The sequence below is a fragment of the Gammaproteobacteria bacterium genome (assembly GCA_013151035.1).
Taxonomy (GTDB): domain Bacteria; phylum Pseudomonadota; class Gammaproteobacteria; order JAADJB01; family JAADJB01; genus JAADJB01.
This window is the reverse complement of the sequence record JAADJB010000023.1, coordinates 78,051-95,678: the sequence shown is the minus strand read 5'-3', so window position 1 is coordinate 95,678 and position 17,628 is coordinate 78,051. Positions and strand designations below refer to the sequence as shown.

The window sequence follows — 17,628 nt, the reverse complement described above, 5'->3', positions numbered from 1 at the left end:
AGTTTGTTGAGAGAGAGTTTATGTCATATATCCTGGAAGCATTAAAGAAGTCTGATCAGTCAAGAAGGCAGACTGAGGTGCCGGGTGTTAATACGATACAGGGATCTGTGGCTGATAGCCGTGCCCCGGTATGGGCGATGCCGATAATTGTTATCCTGTTATTGGTAATAATTGGCCTGCTATATTGGTTGTTGACGAAAGATGTTGTGGTGCCACATGTATCCCCTGTTGTGGTAAAAGAGGCGGTGGTATTACAGCCGCTAACGCAGCCCTCTACTGTTTTATCAGCCCCTTCTTCGGAGGTAAGCGTTGTTGAGCCAGTCGTTGAAATAATAGCCGTCCATACACCTTCTGATCCTTATGGTAAAGTTTTATGGTGGGATGAGTTGCCATCATCGTTACGTGCAGAATTGCCTTATCCCAAGCTGGATGTACATGTTTACTCCAGTGATGCCACGCGGCGGTTTATTCTGGTCGATTTGAATAAATATCATGAATCTGATCAGCTGGCTATAGGTCCTGTCATTGAAGCTATTGTATCGGATGGTGTGGTGTTATCCTACTCAGGTGAGCAATACAAAATTCGGCGACCATGAGGTCGGTGACAAGAGAATAATGCTATAGAACAAGGTGGGCTTTTATGATTGTTAGTCTTAAGGCTTTTATTACACAATACATCGTCAGTGATGTTGTTGAAGATTCGGATGCCGCATTAAAGATGGCCGCCGCCGCTTTGTTGATTGAGATGGTAAGGGCTGATGCCGATGCCTTTGAGCAAGAATATGAGGCAGTACGGGTTGCATTATCTGAGGTGTTTAATTTTTCGGAAGAAGAATCGCGTGATTTATCCGAGTTGGCTAAAACAGCGGTCGATGAATCATCCTCCCTGCATCAGTTTACTCGTCTGATTAATCAGCACTTTGATCAGGGCAGAAAGATACAATTAATCGAGATGTTATGGCGAGTCGCCTATGCTGATGGCCGATTAGATCGCTACGAAGAATATCTGATGCGTAAACTGGCAGATCTGTTATATGTGAGTCACCGCGATTACCTGCAGGCAAAGCACCGAATTTCAAGGGGTCAGAGCTCTTGAAAAAGAGTTAGCCAAAAAAAGGGGGCAGACTTGAAGTCTGCCCCCTTTATTCTTTTCAAGAGCTCTGACCCCTTGAAATTTTAGACCATATCTTTTAATGCCTTAAGTGCTGCAATTTTCACGACAGTATGAGCCGGTTTTGCCGGGCGGTCGGTAAACTCACCAGGCTTGAATGGATTAGGTACATTCTTTTGCGCACGTTTTGCAGGTTTCCGTACCGTCTTTATTTTTAGCAGACCGGGAATAGTGAATACGCCTGGGCCACTCTTCTTGATATCTCGTTTAATTAAAACGCCCAGATTATCAAATACCGCATTAATATCTTTTTTGGTTAAACCGGTTTTCTCTGACAAGTAGGTAATAGTTTCTGATTTTGTGGTCGCTTTTTTCGGTGCCTTTGCAACAGCTTTCTTTTTAACAACCTTTTTCTTTACAGCCATGCCACAACTCCTCTGTATTGTGATGAAATTTTATAACAGAGCTAAGATAGCACAATAAGGCTATGGGTAAAGCGTTTGTTGATGAATATTGCCTATTTTTTTACAATAAACGGGGTCTGACCCCGGTTTTATGTCTCGGCATCTTTTAATATGCGATAAATTAAATCTCTGACAGTGCTCGTATCAAAGGGTTTATCACAGATGCCGGACACCCCAGCCTGTTGCACGGCAGCAAGACGACTTTCGTTTTCTTCACTGGTGACCATGAGGACGGGGATGGTGCGTTGGGAACTATTGTCGCGGATGTATCGTGTTAATTCTTCACCATCCATTTCCGGCATATTGTAGTCGGTAACAATTAAGTCGTAAAAGTTTTTTTCAATGAGTTTGATGGCTTCTTTTCCATCACAGGCCTGTTGAATCGTTTCAATACCGAGGCCATTGAGTACGCGTGATATATGTTTGCGAGCAAGGGCGCTGTCATCAACGACTAATAGCGACAGATCCTCAAGCTGGATTTCATCCAGTATATGGTTATCCGGGTCAATAAATTCAATGGCTGAGTTGAGTGCGTTTGATAGGTCTTTCGGGGTAAATGGTTTGGGCAGAATGGCGATGATTCCGGCTTGTCGCAGGGGATCGAGCATGGCAAATGATGTTTCACTGGATATCAGCATGAAGGCGATGGATTCGGTTTCAGGCTGGTTGCGTAAGGTTTCTAATACCTCGGTAGCACTCATATCCGGTAGATACATAGTGCTGATAATCAGGTCGGGCAGGAACTGTTGTATCTGTGCCAGAGCGGATCGTCCATCATTAACAAGAGTAATGCTACGAATACCCAGGTTTTCAAGGTGCTGGGTAATAATGCCTCCCTGTACGGAAGAGGGTTCTATTACAGTAATGGATAAATCTTGTATGCCAAGTTGGTTCATAACTGATTATTTCTTTGTTTTCAGGTCATTGGTATTTGCGCCGAGTCAATACAGTAACGGTTGAGGGGTATTTTGTAAACGTGCAAATGAAAGGCAATGTGAATAATTGGTTCACATTGCCTTTGTCTTAATGGTTTGTTGGAGATTACATGCGCTGTAGAAAATGATCAATGCCTTCTGCATAAATGTTTGTCGTTACTAAGGTGTTGTCATTCGTCTCTGCTTCAACGCACTGTAGACGAATATCTGCTTCCAGTTTTTCATAAGGGGATCTTGGCATTTGTGATTCATCTGCCGGGACCACAGTTTGATAACTACACATGTCAAAAATAATGTTCATATTCATTGCTCCTTATTTATGCGGTCTCTTGTTAAGAGTAGCGTCCAATAATAAGCAATGTTTAATGGTTTTTACCCGTGAGTCAATAAGGGATTCATTGGGGGGGGTTAGAGTTCCCTGTCAATAATACTTAGTACATCCTGTGAATCAGCACAGTGTCGTTCAAGATCAACGCCGTAGTCTTCTCGTGCGATGTCCAGTGAACCTGACCAGTCCTCTGGTGGTGCGGAGGTTGATATTTCCATTTCCATCCATGTCTCCAGATCCCATTCGGCAACGGTGCCATCGAAATATTGTATCTCAATGGTGTCATCATCATTATCAACAGCCACAATCTCGAAGGCTTCTTTATCCAGAGTCGTGTACCAGTCACCAATGTTCGGGTTGGGGCTTTGCGCCATAACGTTTTCCTTATTTATCACCTGTCTGCTGTGTACTGTAGCGGACGTAAACGGGATCTCTTTAGGACAGAGGACATAAGCAATTAATAGAGATGTCCCATAGTTATAGAGGTAGATTTATCATATGGCAAGAAGGGTTAACGTAGTGTTTGTGCGGGTTATCGCTGGTTGCGTATGACCTTGTGTAGCCAACTACCTGTAATCTGTAATAATTCATCATCCAGACCATTGAACATATGATCGGCTCCTTCAACCTTTATTTGTCTGTATGCTCTGTTAGCCCCTTTTTTGGCGGCACTTTTGCGTTTTTTAGCGGAGTCTAATACGCCATCAAGATCCTGGCTGCCGTAGAGATCCAGTATGGCGATGTTGATCTTTGCCAGGTGCTCTGCATTATTGAATTTAGGATCTGTATCGCTACTACTCATACCGATAGCGATAAAGGCCTGAATCTTGTTTTTTGGGGTGTTGGCAAGATAATGCGCCCCCATTGTTGCCCCCAGACTATGACCCAGCAGGATAATCGGGCCCTGTTTTTGTTGTTCCAGAAAGTTGATGGCGGCTTGTATGCGTGGTTGAACTTCATCAAATAAGGGTAAGTATTCTGTTTGATTGGCACTATTTGGCAGGATCGGCATTTGTATGGACAGTGTGGCCCAGCCTGCATCCGGTAGTCGGGTGCGTAACGGGTAGATGACATCTTGCCAGTCAGGGTGGGCACCCATACCGTGCAGGATAATGACAGCTCCTTTGACGTGGCTGCGATTGGATTCACTATAAATGGTCAGAAATTTACCCTGTTGATCCTCAAGCCATTGAGCTTCACCAACCAGGATGGCATTAGTGATTTGTTCTGACCAGCGTTTTTCTTTTTCGAGATCTGATGCGTAACTGGCTGGGACGATTGATAATAATGCAATAAATGCCAGAAGGTGATGAGCTTTCATTATGTCTCTCTATTAGCCGGTAATGAACAGGGTATTGATTAAATTATTAGGTGAATGCTGAAAATACAGGCAAAATGCGGTAAAGTTGCCCTCTTTGCCAAACGGCCTTGTATTTTATCAATTGGAGATTTTAGATTATGCCAGATTTCAAGATTGCGCCATCAATTCTTTCGGCGGACTTCGCGCGTTTGGGCGAAGAGGTGGATAATGTCCTGGCCGCAGGTGCGGATATTGTCCATTTTGATGTAATGGATAATCATTATGTGCCTAATCTGACCATTGGTCCTTTGGTCTGTGATGCCCTGCGTAAACACGGTGTTACTGCCGAAATTGATGTTCATTTAATGGTGAAACCGGTGGATCGAATCATCCCGGATTTTGCTGCTGCCGGTGCTAGTTATATCACCTTTCACCCTGAGGCCTCTGAACATGTCGATCGTAGCCTGCAACTGATTCAAAATGAGGGTTGTAAGTCCGGTCTGGTATTTAACCCCGCTACCTCACTGGATCATTTGCGTTATGTGATTGATAAGGTGGATCTGGTGTTGTTGATGTCAGTGAATCCAGGCTTTGGTGGTCAGAGCTTTATTCCGGCAACGTTGGATAAGCTGCGTGAGGCACGCAAGATTATTGCTGCCAGTGGTCGTGATATTCGCCTTGAGGTTGATGGTGGTGTGAAGGTGGATAACATCCGTGAGATCGCTGAAGCGGGTGCGGATATGTTTGTTGCTGGTTCTGCCATCTTTGGTGCGGCTAATAGTGATGATAAGAATGTCTATGATACTGTGGTCGGTGCGATGCGCAGTGAGTTGGCAAAGGCAGCGGTATAGGGCTTGACTGAACGATGATAAAAAAACCTGATTTAGTATTAATCGACCTGGATGGTACGCTGATTGATAGCGTACCTGATCTCACCTATTGCATTGATGAGATGATGAAGCGTCTGGATAGACCCGTTTGTGGTGAAGATGAGGTGCGTAACTGGGTGGGTAATGGTGTCGAACGATTGGTTCAACGTGCCCTGACCGGGACGCTGGATGGTGATTCGGATAAGGCGCTGCTTGATCAGGCCTATCCGATCTTTCTGGAGCTCTATGCAGAAAACACCAGTCAACGCAGTACCTTGTATCCGGGTGTTATCGAGGGTCTGAATTTCCTCAAGGATAATGATTACCACTTAGGCTGTATTACCAATAAGGCCGAGCAGTTTACCATTCCATTATTAAAGGAAAAGAACATCTATGATTACTTTGCGCTGGTGGTTTGTGGCGATACGCTAGACAAGAAAAAACCGGATCCGGCACCCTTGATTCATGCGGCACGTTATTTCAGAGTGGAACCCACCGATTGTTTGATGGTGGGTGATTCCGTTAGTGATGTGAAGGCGGCACGGGCGGCAGGTTTTCAGATTGTATGTATGCCTTACGGTTATAATCATGGCAATGACATTCGGGATGAGAATCCAGACCTGGTGATTGATTCACTCGCCCAATTAGGTGAAGTATTGGAAGGGTAATATCAATGACCCCGGAATCTTTTAAACAACTGGCAAAGCAGGATTATAATCGCATCCCGGTGATGCGAGAGGTGTCGGCTGATCTGGATACCCCGCTCAGTATCTATCTGAAGTTGGCGGCTGGGCCTTATTCCTATCTGTTTGAATCGGTGCAGGGCGGTGAGAAGTGGGGGCGTTACTCCATTATTGGTTTGCCCTGCAAGACCTTGTTGCGTATCTCCGGGCAACAGGTTGAGTTGGTGGAGTCCGGTAAGGTAATCGAGTCCCATCAGGTGGCAGATCCACTGGCCTGGATTGAGTCTTTCCAGGCACGATATCAGGTGGCTGAGGTCGCCGGTCTACCGCGTTTTAGTGGCGGTCTGGTCGGTTATTTTGGCTACGATACGGTGGCCTATGTGGAGCCGCGTCTAGCGGGTAGTCAAAAACAGGATCCGTTGGCAACCCCGGATATTCTGTTGATGGTCTCGGATGAGATTGTGGTGTTCGACAATCTAGCCGGTAAGATGATGCTGGTGGTGCATGCCGATCCTGCACAGCCCGATGCCTGGGCTCAGGCTCAGGCGCGATTGGATGAACTGGTTGCTTGTCTACACCAACCCTTTACCGCACCCTATGATAATCATTCGGCTACCGCCACTACGGAAATCCAGGAGAGTGATTTTATCTCTGGTTTTTCACGTGCTGAATTTGAGGCAGCGGTTGATCGGATTAAAGAATATATAGTTGCGGGTGATGCTATGCAGGTGGTGTTGTCTCAACGCCTGACCATTCCATATACTGATTCACCCCTTAAACTCTATCGTACCTTGCGTGGAATGAACCCCTCCCCTTATATGTATTATCTGGATCTGGGTGATTTTCATATCGTGGGTTCATCCCCCGAGATTCTGGTGCGATTAGAAGATGAAGAGGTCACTGTGCGTCCTATCGCAGGGACACGTCCGCGCGGTATGGATGAGGCGCAGGATCGTCAATATGAACAAGACCTGTTGGCCGATCCCAAGGAACTGGCAGAACATCTGATGTTAATTGACTTGGGGCGTAATGATGCGGGTCGGGTGAGTCAAATTGGCACTGTGCAATTAACGGAAAAGATGCTGATCGAACGTTATTCCCATGTGATGCATATTGTCTCTAATGTGACCGGCCAGATTCGCCCTGGGCTATCGGCAATGGATGTACTGCGAGCAACCTTCCCGGCAGGCACGGTGAGTGGTGCGCCGAAGATCCGGGCGATGGAGATTATCGAAGAGCTGGAGCCGATCAAGCGAGGGATTTATGCCGGAGCCGTGGGTTATTTATCCTGGTCGGGCAATATGGATACTGCGATAGCTATTCGCACCGCGGTGATCCGTAATGGTGAGTTGTCGATTCAGGCGGGTGCCGGAATTGTCGCCGACTCAATACCGGCTAATGAATGGGAAGAGACTATGAACAAGGGTCGAGCCATCTTTCGTGCGGTGGCGTTGGCGAGCGCAGGGGGTAAGTCATGTTAGTAATGATTGATAACTATGACTCCTTTACCTACAACCTGGTGCAATATCTGGGTGAGCTGGGTGTCGATGTGCAGGTCTATCGTAATGATCAGATTACGCTGTCGGCGATTGCACAACTGGAACCGGAACATATCGTTGTCTCTCCCGGGCCTTGTACGCCGGATCAAGCGGGTATCTCGGTGGAGGCAGTTCGCTATTTTGCTGGCAAGGTACCCTTATTGGGGGTTTGTCTTGGGCATCAAAGTATTGCTCAGGCCTTTGGCGGTAAGATTGTGCGTGCTGGGCAGATTATGCATGGTAAGACCTCTGCGGTTTATCACAGTAATAAAAGCGTCTTTGAGGGGCTTGCCATGCCCTTCGAGGCAACCCGTTATCATTCCCTGGTGATTGATAAGGAGAGTGTGCCGGATTGTCTGGAAGTAACGGCCTGGACTGAAGATGAGGCTGGTAATCTCGATGAGATCATGGGTGTGCAACATAAAGACCTGGCGGTGGCGGGGGTGCAGTTTCATCCCGAGTCTATTTTGACCCAATATGGGCATGATCTATTGAAAAACTTTTTGCAGATGAAAGCAGGGGATTGATTGATGGATATGAAGGCAGCGATTAGTGCGGTGACAGACAGTCGGGATTTGAACTCGGAAGAAATGACATCGGTGATGCGTCTGATTATGACCGGGCAGGCAACCGAGGCACAGATTGGCGGTTTTCTGATTGGCATGCGCATGAAGGGTGAGACGGTGGATGAGCTGGCGGCTGCCGCGCAGGTAATGCGTGATCTGGCAACACCCGTGGCGTTGAGCGGGGATCACCTGGTCGATACCTGTGGTACCGGTGGTGATGGTCTGTCTACTTTTAATATCTCTACTGCTAGTGCCTTTGTGGTAGCAGCGGCAGGTGGGCAGGTTGCCAAGCATGGTAATCGTTCGGTCTCCAGTAGTTGTGGTAGTGCTGATGTGCTGGAGACAGCCGGGGTTAATCTGGATCTGGAGCCAGCGCAGGTGGCGCAGTGTGTGAATGAACTGGGTGTGGGTTTTCTGTTTGCACCGCATCATCATAGTGCGATGAAGCATGCGATTGGTCCACGCAAGGAGATGGGTGTACGCACTCTGTTTAATCTGCTGGGGCCATTAACCAATCCTGCTACGGCACCGAATCAGGTATTGGGTGTGTTTAGTGAGCAGTGGTTGAAGCCTTTGGCGCAGGTGTTACAGCGTTTGGGTAGTCATCATGTGCTGGTGGTGCATGCGGATGATGGCCTGGATGAGATCAGTATCAGTGCGGCAACCCAGGTGGCAGAGTTGCGTGATGGTGAGATCCGTTGTTATAGCGTTACGCCGGAGCAATTTGGTCTACAGCGTGGAGATGCACAGGCACTGGTGGTGGCGAATGCAGATAAGAGTCTGGCAATGATTAAGTCGGTGTTTGCTGGAGATAAGGGAGCTGCGCGGGATATTGTTCTGCTTAATGCCGGTGCGGCAATTTATGCTGCGAATCTAGTGGATAGCTTGCAGGCCGGTGTGGTGCGTGCGGCTGAGTTGGTGGATAGTGGTGCTGCCGGTGAACGCCTGGCAGCACTGGTGCGATTGACACAATCTATGTGAGGTAGGGTGCGCACTGCGCACCATTTACTAAAGGTAAAAATGATGTCAAATACTCCGGATATTCTGCAACGTATATTACAACGCAAGGGCGAAGAGATTGCCGAGCGACAGGCGCGGGTGAGTCTGGATGAGCTGCGTGCTCAGGTCGCTGGTGCCTCAGCCCCGAGGGGCTTTGTTCAGGCTTTGCGTCAAAAAATAGAAAATGGACAGGCAGCAGTGATCGCTGAGATCAAGAAGGCATCACCGAGTAAGGGACTGTTGCGTGAGAATTTCCATCCTGCTGAGATTGCACAGAGTTATGCGCGTGGTGGTGCGGCTTGTCTATCAGTGTTGACGGATATTGATTTTTTTCAGGGTGCCGATGAATACCTGTTACAGGCAAAGGCGGCCTGTGAGCTGCCGGTATTGCGTAAGGATTTTATGATCGACCCATATCAGGTCTATGAGGCGCGCGCGATGGGTGCAGATTGCATTCTGTTGATTGTTGCTGTGCTGGATGATGTTCGGATGCTGGCGTTGGCACAGTTAGCGATTGAGTTGGGTATGGATGTGTTGGTTGAGGTGCATGATGCTGATGAGCTGGCGCGTGCGCTGCTGCTTCCTGTGCCTATGATCGGTATTAATAATCGTAACCTGCGTAGCTTTGAGACCGACCTGCAAACAACGATAGATTTATTAGCGGATATTCCTGATGATCGCTTAGTTGTTACCGAGAGTGGGATTCATAGTGCTGAGGATGTGCAACGTATGCGCACACATGACGTGCATACCTTCCTGGTTGGTGAAGCGTTTATGCGAGCGGATGATCCGGGTGCCCGTTTGCAGGAGTTGTTTTTCGTACCATAATGAGGGTGCGCAATGCGCACCTTACCGGGGATTGAATACAACAATCTTTTTTCCGGTGCTGCTCACCAGTCCCTGTTCGGTCAAGGCCTTGATGACCCTGCCTGCCATCTCTCTGGAACAACCGACTAGCTTGCCTAAATCCTGACGTGTAATCGAGATCTGCATCCCTTCAGGATGCGTCATGGCATCGGGCTGTTGGCACAGATCGAGCAGGGCGCGGGCGATGCGACCAGTGACATCCAGGAAGGCAAGATCACTGACCTTGCGGCTGGTGTTGCGTAGCCGTGTTGCCATCTGTGAGGCGAGGTTAAATAATATCTCGGAGTCTTGCTTGGCGAGCAGACGAAATTGACTATAGCTAATCTCGGCAATCTCACATTCCAACCGGGTGCGCACCCAGGCACTACGGGTTGCATCTTGCCCAAACATACCCATTTCACCAAAGAAATCGCCTGGGTTAAGGTAAGCCAAAACGATCTCATGGCCTTCTTCATCTTCAAACAATACGGTGACGGAGCCCTTGATAATATAATAGAGGACATCGGGTTTATCACCAGCATAGATCAGAACAGTCTTGGCCGGGTAACGTCTGCGGTGGCAGTGTTCCAGAAAGAGATTAAGAGATGCTTCTTGCAAGTCATTTACTTTCATCATGCTGACAGTGTAAGCAAGGCTTCGCCTAATGTCTAACATTGAGACCTTTGCACGAAACAATCACGAGTAAAAATGACTGAAATCTCACTGCTTTTCGTTAGAAAACTTGTCAATAGCTCGCTATTAACTGCGTTCCCTGCCTCAATCAGTAAAATTTCAGCTTATTTTTCTTTCGTGTCTGTTTCGTGCAAAGGTCTCAATGTATATAATCCCTATAACGGTAGGGTGCGCACCGCGCACCAAATACTAGGCAAGGAGTTTGTTATGAAGGCACGGGTCAAGTGGGTAGAAGAAGCCACTTTTATTGGTGAGTCGGGCAGTGGGCATGCTGTGGTGATGGATGGGCCACCCGAAAATGGTGGGCGTGACCTGGGTGTGCGCCCGATGGAGATGTTATTGCTGGGTATGGGTGGATGTACTGCTTTTGATGTGGTGCATATCCTCAAGCGCGCGCGTCAACCGGTCGCCGATTGTGTGGTTGAGATTGAGGCAAAACGTACCGATGAGGTGCCTAAGGTGTTTACCCATATTCATGTGCATTTTATTATCAAGGGTGATGGGCTGTCTGAAAAGCATGTTAAGCGGGCGGTTGAGCTATCGGCAGAAAAGTATTGTTCGGCCTCAATCATGTTGGCAAAGGCCGCCGAGATCACCCACGATTATGTGATTGAGGCATGATGTTTGCGTCTTGTCGGGTTACGCTGTCATCCTCGCGCAGGCGGGGATCTTAATGGATTCCCGCCTACGCGGGAATGACGGTTACGGTAGGGTGCGCACTGCGTACCATCTATATCTTCCCCGCCAACGCAGTCATGATCTTCGAGCTTATCTTCATGCCTAATTTGATCGGTGCGGGTAACTCGATACCCCCGGCCTGAGCGGCGCTGGCACCATGACGTTCTTCATCTTCACTCATTTGTTGCAGAATGGCGCGACTCTTGTGGTCGGTCTCGGGTAGATGTTGCAGGTGCCCATCCAGGTGTTTGACTACCTGATGCTCAGTCTCGGCAACAAAACCGAGGCTCCAGCGATCTCCGATCAGGCCGGCGGTGGCACCAATGGCAAAAGAGCCGGCGTACCACACTGGGTTCAGGTAGCTGGTATGGCTGTTCAGTTCCTTGATGCGTTGTTCGCACCACAGTAGGTGATCATTCTCTTCATTAGCGGCTTCTTCCATGCGCTCACGCACATGATCCAGTTTTGCTGTTAGTGCTTGTCCCTGATACAGTGCCTGGGCACAGACCTCACCGGCATGGTTGATGCGCATCAGGCTGGCAGTCTGTACCCGTTCGCTCTCGTTCATCTCGCCTTCGCTGTGACGATTAGCGGGGTTCTCTCGACCGGTTGATTGCGGTTTTCCCCAGATCGTCCGTAGAGCCTGATCGACACCGAGAACAATGTGATCGAAGGGGTTGAGTTTACGTTGTGACATAAGTGTACCTTGTTATCGTTTCTACAGTTTTGTCATTCCCGAGGGTCTGTCATTTCCGCGCAGGCGGGAATCCATTCGTCGGAGTAGCACGCATCAACAGATGTTGCGCCAACAAACGAACCGGATGCATGACTTCAATATCCAGCCCAGCTTCAAGAATGCCATTCCTTATATGCAGAGCGCAAGTAATATTAGAGCTAACGACGATATCGACCTGCAGCGAACACAGTTGTTCGATTAATGGTTGTCGTACCTGTGTTGCCATATCGGTCTGGGTAATGAAGTAGGCTCCGCCGGCTCCACAGCACGCACCTTCCCGGGGCAGTTCAAATAGTTCAATGGAGGGGATTTGTTGGAGTATCTGAATAATCTCACGATCTTGTCCCAGGCTGTTTCTTGCCGAGCAAGGTAGGTGGATGGCAATACGCTTATGACAGGCGGAGAAGGCGATGTCTTGTGATTGGTGGCGTTGAATAAAGTAAATAATATCGAGCGGGCTATGGTTGCCATCATTGTTGTGTTGTAGCTGGGTGCTACAGGCGCTATTGAGCGATAAGGTAATGAGACCCTTATTATTAGCCAGGCGGGTATTATTTTGTCGTATCAGTGCCTGCGCCTGTTGCTGAAATCCATGGTGTTGATGAAAACTGCCACAACAGGTCTGACCTGCGGGGATGCTGACATCGTAGCCGATGTGGTTTAGGAGTTTGATAGCGGCATGGATATTAGCCTTGTCTATGCCCTTCATGCATCCGGTAAATAACTGCACCTGCCCACTTTGTTGGTGCAAAGCAGGATAAAACCTCTTTAATCGGGGCAGGTTTTTGGGGTTCCAATCTAAGCCGATAGCGAGTTTACTTTTATTGGTTATGCGGCGTATCCAGGTGGGCGTGTAGCTTAACAGTGTCAGGCTGCTGTCTAATAACCAGGGTTTAGTTAATAACCAGGCTATCAGACGATGCCAATATGACCGGGTTTGATGGGGTAGCTGCTGCCGGGTGTTGCTAATGAGTTGAGAAAACGGGACTTTAGATGGGCACATTGCCTCACAATTAAGACAGTGCATACATTGCTCGAGGTGTTGCAGTGCCTTATTGGTTAGCGGAATCTCTCGTTTCAGTAGGGCTCGCATTAAGGCAATACGCCCCCTTGGACTGTTTGCTTCATTGAGAGTAATGCGGTAGGTAGGGCAATGAGGCAAGCACAGGGCACACATGACGCACTGATTGCTGGCTGCGAGGAGCTGTTTAATCGAGTCTGTATGTGTCGAGTGTTTAAGAAGAGAGATTTTCGCAGTTCCCATGATCAGGTTTGGTGTGTCTAGCCGGAGCTATTATAATATAGTCCTGATGAAGGAATCCTGTATTTATCACTCAAAGAGGAAATTCGATGTCCTATTATCGTTACCATGTGTTTTTTTGTACCAATCAGCGTGCCGATGGTAGTGAGTGTTGCCAGCGTTTTGGTGCTCAGGCTATAAGGGATTACATGAAGCAAGCTTGTAAAACCCAGGGCTTGGGTAATCAAGCCGGGGTACGTATTAATACCGCAGGCTGTATGAACCGCTGTGCTGAAGGCCCGGTGATGGTGGTTTATCCCGAAGCAATCTGGTATCGCTACGTCGATAAAGAAGATATTGACGAGATCATACAGGAGCATCTTATCGGCGGGCGCGTGGTCGAGCGTTTGCGTGTATAAGAGTTGGTGCGCAATGCGCACCCTACCACGGTTGGGTATGCACCGCGTACCAGGGTTAACGGTAGGGTGTGCACCGCGCACCATGTTTTTTTGTTTTGGGGGAATTATTATTGCCTGCTGCAGTCACAACAATATTGCAGATAATAGTTGACAAGAGAGTTAGAATATTAGAAAATACTTACATACTGATTAACCAGCCCCCAAGTACTGGTTGATCAGACTCCTCCATCCTCCATAGTAGGTGGAATTTTTTAGCCCCACTATCCTTTGTGGGGCTTTTTTTTGTCTGAATATCTAAATTATTATCAATTCCGGCTTGTACAAGAGTCCCTTCATCTGGTAAGATTCCGCTTCTTTGTTGATGGGTTTCGGAGTAAGTTCCATGAAAACGTTTAGTGCCAGATCGGAAACGGTAAAGCGCGATTGGTATTTGGTTGATGCAACAGGCAAGACCTTGGGTCGCCTGGCAACCGAGGTTGCGCACCGCTTGCGTGGCAAACATAAGGCGGAATATACGCCTCATGTCGATACAGGTGATTACATTGTTATTGTTAATGCTGAAAAGATTACGGTAACGGGTCGTAAGGCTGAGAAAAAAATGTATCATCACCACACAGGATATATTGGTAATCTAAAATCGGTGAATTTTGCGACCTTACAGGCCAAATCACCAGAGTTGATTATTGAGAAGGCAGTTAAGGGTATGTTGCCAAAGAACCCGCTGGGTCGTGCAATGTTCCGTAAGCTTAAGGTCTATGCAGGTGCGGAACATCAACATACCGCTCAGCAGCCTCAGCCGTTAGACATTTAATTATATAGAATAGGCTTGATTGATATGGCACAAGAAACATATTACGGTACCGGTCGGCGCAAGAGCTCAGCCGCGCGTGTTTTTCTGCGTAAGGGTACAGGTAGCATTACAGTAAACCGTCGTCCACTGGATGAATATTTTGCTCGTGAGACCGCTCGCATGGTTGTTCGCCAGCCATTAGAGAAGGTGGATATGGCTGATACCTTTGATATTATGGTGACTGTCCGTGGTGGTGGTGGTAGTGGTCAGGCGGGTGCAATTCGTCATGGTATTACTCGCGCACTGATGGAATATGATGGTGAATTACGTCCGACTTTACGCCGCGCTGGTTTTGTTACTCGTGACGCCCGTGAGGTTGAGCGTAAGAAAGTTGGCCTGCGTAAGGCTCGTCGCGCAACACAGTTCTCCAAGCGTTAATCTGCTTGTTGGGGTGGAAGTCAGTCGGGGACAGACCTTAGGTCTGTCCCCCTTTTTTAGATCTGCCCCTGTGATTTTGGTGAATCGTCTAACGGTAGGACAGCGGACTCTGACTCCGCTAATCAAGGTTCGAATCCTTGTTCGCCAGCCAAACACACCCGGCTTGTCCGGGTTTTTTATTGGCTGGTGAATAAGGGTGAGAACCTTGTTCAATAGGGGTTCGACAAAATCGCCGGGAGCGATTTTGAACAGTGGAGCGAAGCGACGCTGGCCCCGTAGGGGAGAGCCACAGGGAAGTGGCGAATAATCCTTGTTCGCCAGCCAAACACACCCGGCTTGTCCGGGTTTTTTATTGGCTGGTGAATAGTTGCTGGTGCGCAGTGCGCACCCTACCGGTGGGTATTGATATGCATCATGTACCCCGCCACCGTTGGGTATTGCTTCGGTAGGGTGCGTACCACGCACCAACTCTTGTTTTGACCCTATGTCTGTCTCTGGCTGAAAGGGGTGTTTGATTATAATTATAATATAGTTATACTGTAGTTATGGATGATATGATGTTCTCATGGAATGAGACAAAGAATCAATTAAACCGGAAGAAATATGGCGTTAGCTTCGAAGAGGCTAAAACGGTGTTTGCAGATGATTATGCGCGCTTGATATCAGATCCAGATCATTCATACGATGAGGACAGATATATTCTTATAGGCGTTAGTCGGTTAGTGAGGCTTTTAGTGGTGTGTCATTGTTATAGGGGCAGTAATAATGAGATAAGGGTTATTACAGCTCGTCAAGCCGATAAGTTTGAAGCCAAACAGTATAGAGATTTTCGTCATGCGTAAAAATTATGATTTTTCAAATTCGGTAAAGAACCCCTATGCTAAAAAGATAAAAAAGCAAATAACGATTCGTCTGGATGAAGAGACTATCGCTTACTTTAAAGGCATGTCAGAAGATGTAGATATTCCCTATCAGAATTTAATAAATCTTTATCTCAGAGATTGTGCGGGTAAACATCGTAAGCTAAACATGAACTGGATCTAATCTGTTGCATTAACGCAACACAAAACAACACCTGTTGTTTTTTTTGCAAAAAGGTGTTGCTTTGTTGTTTTTTATGGGCTAAAGTTCTCCGCGTTAGATAATTTAATTTATTCCGGGTGTCGGAATTAGGAGATATAAATGAATAAGAAGATTTTAGCTGTAGCAACTGCTGCGCTGCTGACAGGTGCGATTGGCGTACAGGCAGCCCCTACCGTATATGGTCGTATCGATCTGAGTATTGATGCGATTGATAGTGCTGCAAATGGCACTGATGATATCAACATGAACTCCAATACCTCAATGATTGGTATGAAGGGTTCTGAAGATTTAGGTGATGGCCTGAAGGCAATCTACAAGATTGAGATTCAGATTGATGCATCCGAGCGTGACAAGAACCAGATCGATCGTGATCAGTGGGTTGGTTTGAAGGGTAACTTCGGTCAGGTTCGTATGGGTACTATTTCTAGCTCCTACAAATCTCATGGTGCAGCGATTGATCCACTGTATCGTACCTCTGCTCAGGGTCGTAGCTGGGGTCTGCAGTCCAAACTGCATTCTGGCGCGGGTGAAGTCGGTGGTCGTATGAACAAGCACATCCGTTTTGATAGCAACAACTACAACGGTGTAAAGGTTACAGCTGATTACAGCTTCGATGCTTCTGATTCCGATGGTACTCAGGGTAATGACACCTTTGGTGTTGGTGCTTCTTACAAGAACGGTCCTGTTATGGTCTTTACTGATTACCTGTCATCTAACGATGGTGGTGATGATTCCGTATGGAAGATCGGTGGTAAGTTTAATGCAATGGAAGGCCTGACCTTTTACGGACAGTACGAAAGTGATGGTGGTCTGATCTCCAATAGTAAGGAAGCTTGTGTGAATGTACAGAGCGGTGCTTGTACTTCTTCTGCTGTTGCTGCAGCGACTCCTTATATTGCGGATGGTGTTGGTCCTGCCGTAGCGGCACAGGGCGCAATCACCAAGGCATCAGCTAACGATGTATCCGGTGCTGACGTTTGGTACTTAGGTGCTTCTATGGCGCTGGGTAACACCACGGTTGTATTCAACTTGGGTCAGGGCGATGACAACGACCATAACCAGAATGTTGGTTACAAGTCATGGACTCTGGCGGCTGCTCATAAGCTGAGCAAACGCACCATGGTTTATGGTGGTTTTGTACAGCAGGACTTTGATGCAACAGGTGAAACTGATGTAGTGACTTTTGGTATGCGTCACAACTTCTAAGCTGACTCGTTCAGTATTGAAGTATAAGACGGAGCCTTCGGGCTCCGTTTTTTATTGCCTGGAATAAATAATGGTGCGCAATGCACACCCTACCGGCGGGTATTTATCCGTGTAGGGTGCGTACCACGCACCAAACAATCGTTCAGGTTTGTTGTCCCCTTGAATTTTTACTCATGGTGTGTATTATACACACCATGAGTAGTCGAGAGCTAATCAAACGACTTAAAAAAGAGGGGTGGGTGTTTCACCACACCAAAGAGTATCTATCGACAGGCGGGTTGGGTATGGAGATAAATTGATGAAATATCCTGTTGTAATTCATAAAGATCAGGGCTCGGATTATGGTGTTACGGTTCCTGATATCCCAGGTTGTTATACCGCAGCTTCATCAATGGAAGAGGCGATTGAGATGATCCAGGAGGCCATTAAATGTCATATTGAAGGGCTTCTTCTTGATAGTGATCCTGTTCCATTGAGTTCGGCTATTGAACAACATCAAAAAAATCTGGCATTCAAGAATGGTGTGTGGGCAATGGTGGATGTGGATATAAGTAAACTTTCTGTTAAGTCAAGGCGGGTTAATATAACCGTGCCTGAAAACTTGTTGAGTATCATGGATCAATATGCAAAAAAGCATGGTGAGTCTCGTTCGGGGCTGCTTGCACAGGCTGTTACAGAATACATGGCTGTACATCATTAAAAATAA

Annotated in this window: 23 protein-coding genes and 1 tRNA gene; 17 read left to right on the top strand and 7 right to left on the bottom strand. The window is 47.4% G+C overall.

Annotation, left to right across the window (positions count from 1 at the left end):
- Positions 1–20 precede the first annotated feature (20 nt).
- Together GXP22_05900 and GXP22_05895 are read left to right on the top strand one after the other, a co-directional pair.
- Complete coding sequence (locus GXP22_05900; protein NOX09010.1) at positions 21–596, top strand: general secretion pathway protein GspB; 576 nt, start codon at positions 21–23, stop codon at positions 594–596.
- A gap of 44 nt (positions 597–640) precedes the next feature.
- Complete coding sequence (locus GXP22_05895; protein NOX09009.1) at positions 641–1,096, top strand: TerB family tellurite resistance protein; 456 nt, start codon at positions 641–643, stop codon at positions 1,094–1,096.
- 80 nt (positions 1,097–1,176) lie between these two features.
- Here the strand turns inward: GXP22_05895 and GXP22_05890 are convergent, their stop codons facing one another.
- The 4 genes from GXP22_05890 to GXP22_05875 form a co-directional block, all read right to left on the bottom strand.
- The gene (locus GXP22_05890; protein NOX09008.1) at positions 1,177–1,536 is read right to left on the bottom strand and encodes a DNA-binding protein; all 360 of its coding nucleotides are present in this window, start codon (positions 1,534–1,536) and stop codon (positions 1,177–1,179) included.
- Positions 1,537–1,664: 128 nt separating this feature from the next.
- Positions 1,665–2,471, bottom strand: coding sequence for a response regulator (locus GXP22_05885; protein NOX09007.1), 807 nt, complete (start codon positions 2,469–2,471; stop codon positions 1,665–1,667).
- 447 nt (positions 2,472–2,918) lie between these two features.
- Positions 2,919–3,212, bottom strand: a complete 294-nt coding sequence (locus GXP22_05880; GenBank protein NOX09006.1) for a hypothetical protein — start codon at positions 3,210–3,212, stop codon at positions 2,919–2,921.
- A 158-nt stretch (positions 3,213–3,370) separates the two neighbouring features.
- Positions 3,371–4,159 (bottom strand): alpha/beta fold hydrolase, encoded by a 789-nt coding sequence (locus tag GXP22_05875; GenBank protein ID NOX09005.1) that lies wholly within the window; start codon positions 4,157–4,159, stop codon positions 3,371–3,373.
- 137 nt (positions 4,160–4,296) lie between these two features.
- Between GXP22_05875 and rpe the strand changes: the two genes are divergently transcribed.
- From rpe to trpC, 6 genes are read left to right on the top strand one after another with little or no spacing between them, the layout of a single operon-like run.
- Entirely contained in the window at positions 4,297–4,989 is a 693-nt protein-coding gene (gene rpe, locus GXP22_05870) for a ribulose-phosphate 3-epimerase (protein NOX09004.1), read from the top strand.
- Between the two features lie 14 nt (positions 4,990–5,003).
- On the top strand, positions 5,004–5,675 hold the full coding sequence (locus GXP22_05865) for a phosphoglycolate phosphatase (GenBank protein NOX09003.1): 672 nt from the start codon (positions 5,004–5,006) through the stop codon (positions 5,673–5,675).
- Between the two features lie 5 nt (positions 5,676–5,680).
- Positions 5,681–7,171 carry an anthranilate synthase component I gene (locus GXP22_05860; GenBank protein ID NOX09002.1) on the top strand — a complete coding sequence of 497 codons (1,491 nt, stop codon included), beginning with the start codon at positions 5,681–5,683 and terminating at the stop codon, positions 7,169–7,171.
- On the top strand, positions 7,165–7,755 hold the full coding sequence (locus GXP22_05855; protein ID NOX09001.1) for an aminodeoxychorismate/anthranilate synthase component II: 591 nt from the start codon (positions 7,165–7,167) through the stop codon (positions 7,753–7,755). Before GXP22_05860 ends, GXP22_05855 begins: the two co-directional genes overlap by 7 nt.
- 3 nt (positions 7,756–7,758) lie before the next feature.
- Positions 7,759–8,775, top strand: coding sequence for an anthranilate phosphoribosyltransferase (gene trpD, locus GXP22_05850; GenBank protein NOX09000.1), 1,017 nt, complete (start codon positions 7,759–7,761; stop codon positions 8,773–8,775).
- Positions 8,776–8,817: 42 nt separating this feature from the next.
- Positions 8,818–9,621, top strand: coding sequence for an indole-3-glycerol phosphate synthase TrpC (gene trpC / locus GXP22_05845; protein ID NOX08999.1), 804 nt, complete (start codon positions 8,818–8,820; stop codon positions 9,619–9,621).
- A 21-nt stretch (positions 9,622–9,642) separates the two neighbouring features.
- On the opposite strand, the gene crp is transcribed toward trpC, so the two are convergent.
- The gene (gene crp / locus GXP22_05840; GenBank protein ID NOX08998.1) at positions 9,643–10,272 is read right to left on the bottom strand and encodes a cAMP-activated global transcriptional regulator CRP; all 630 of its coding nucleotides are present in this window, start codon (positions 10,270–10,272) and stop codon (positions 9,643–9,645) included.
- Positions 10,273–10,539: 267 nt separating this feature from the next.
- On the opposite strand from crp, the gene GXP22_05835 reads away from it, so the two are divergent.
- Positions 10,540–10,953: an OsmC family protein gene (locus tag GXP22_05835; protein NOX08997.1), complete on the top strand. Its 414-nt coding sequence runs from the start codon at positions 10,540–10,542 to the stop codon at positions 10,951–10,953.
- A gap of 109 nt (positions 10,954–11,062) precedes the next feature.
- On the opposite strand, the gene coq7 is transcribed toward GXP22_05835, so the two are convergent.
- On the bottom strand, positions 11,063–11,707 hold the full coding sequence (gene coq7, locus GXP22_05830) for a 2-polyprenyl-3-methyl-6-methoxy-1,4-benzoquinone monooxygenase (protein ID NOX08996.1): 645 nt from the start codon (positions 11,705–11,707) through the stop codon (positions 11,063–11,065).
- Between the two features lie 49 nt (positions 11,708–11,756).
- Complete coding sequence (locus tag GXP22_05825) at positions 11,757–13,010, bottom strand: (Fe-S)-binding protein (protein ID NOX08995.1); 1,254 nt, start codon at positions 13,008–13,010, stop codon at positions 11,757–11,759.
- An 86-nt stretch (positions 13,011–13,096) separates the two neighbouring features.
- Between GXP22_05825 and GXP22_05820 the strand changes: the two genes are divergently transcribed.
- The 8 genes from GXP22_05820 (at position 13,097) to GXP22_05785 (ending at position 17,622) form a co-directional block, all read left to right on the top strand.
- Positions 13,097–13,405 carry a (2Fe-2S) ferredoxin domain-containing protein gene (locus tag GXP22_05820; protein ID NOX08994.1) on the top strand — a complete coding sequence of 103 codons (309 nt, stop codon included), beginning with the start codon at positions 13,097–13,099 and terminating at the stop codon, positions 13,403–13,405.
- A 382-nt stretch (positions 13,406–13,787) separates the two neighbouring features.
- The gene (gene rplM / locus GXP22_05815; GenBank protein ID NOX08993.1) at positions 13,788–14,216 is read left to right on the top strand and encodes a 50S ribosomal protein L13; all 429 of its coding nucleotides are present in this window, start codon (positions 13,788–13,790) and stop codon (positions 14,214–14,216) included.
- Positions 14,217–14,240: 24 nt separating this feature from the next.
- Complete coding sequence (gene rpsI / locus GXP22_05810; GenBank protein ID NOX08992.1) at positions 14,241–14,633, top strand: 30S ribosomal protein S9; 393 nt, start codon at positions 14,241–14,243, stop codon at positions 14,631–14,633.
- Positions 14,634–14,710: 77 nt separating this feature from the next.
- A tRNA-Gln gene (locus GXP22_05805) sits at positions 14,711–14,784 on the top strand.
- A 394-nt stretch (positions 14,785–15,178) separates the two neighbouring features.
- Positions 15,179–15,475, top strand: a complete 297-nt coding sequence (locus tag GXP22_05800) for a BrnT family toxin (GenBank protein ID NOX08991.1) — start codon at positions 15,179–15,181, stop codon at positions 15,473–15,475.
- On the top strand, positions 15,468–15,677 hold the full coding sequence (locus GXP22_05795) for a BrnA antitoxin family protein (GenBank protein ID NOX08990.1): 210 nt from the start codon (positions 15,468–15,470) through the stop codon (positions 15,675–15,677). The genes GXP22_05800 and GXP22_05795 overlap by 8 nt, the downstream gene beginning before the upstream one ends.
- A 138-nt stretch (positions 15,678–15,815) precedes the next feature.
- Positions 15,816–16,922 (top strand): porin, encoded by a 1,107-nt coding sequence (locus GXP22_05790; protein ID NOX08989.1) that lies wholly within the window; start codon positions 15,816–15,818, stop codon positions 16,920–16,922.
- Between the two features lie 298 nt (positions 16,923–17,220).
- The gene (locus tag GXP22_05785) at positions 17,221–17,622 is read left to right on the top strand and encodes a type II toxin-antitoxin system HicB family antitoxin (GenBank protein NOX08988.1); all 402 of its coding nucleotides are present in this window, start codon (positions 17,221–17,223) and stop codon (positions 17,620–17,622) included.
- Positions 17,623–17,628 lie beyond the last annotated feature (6 nt).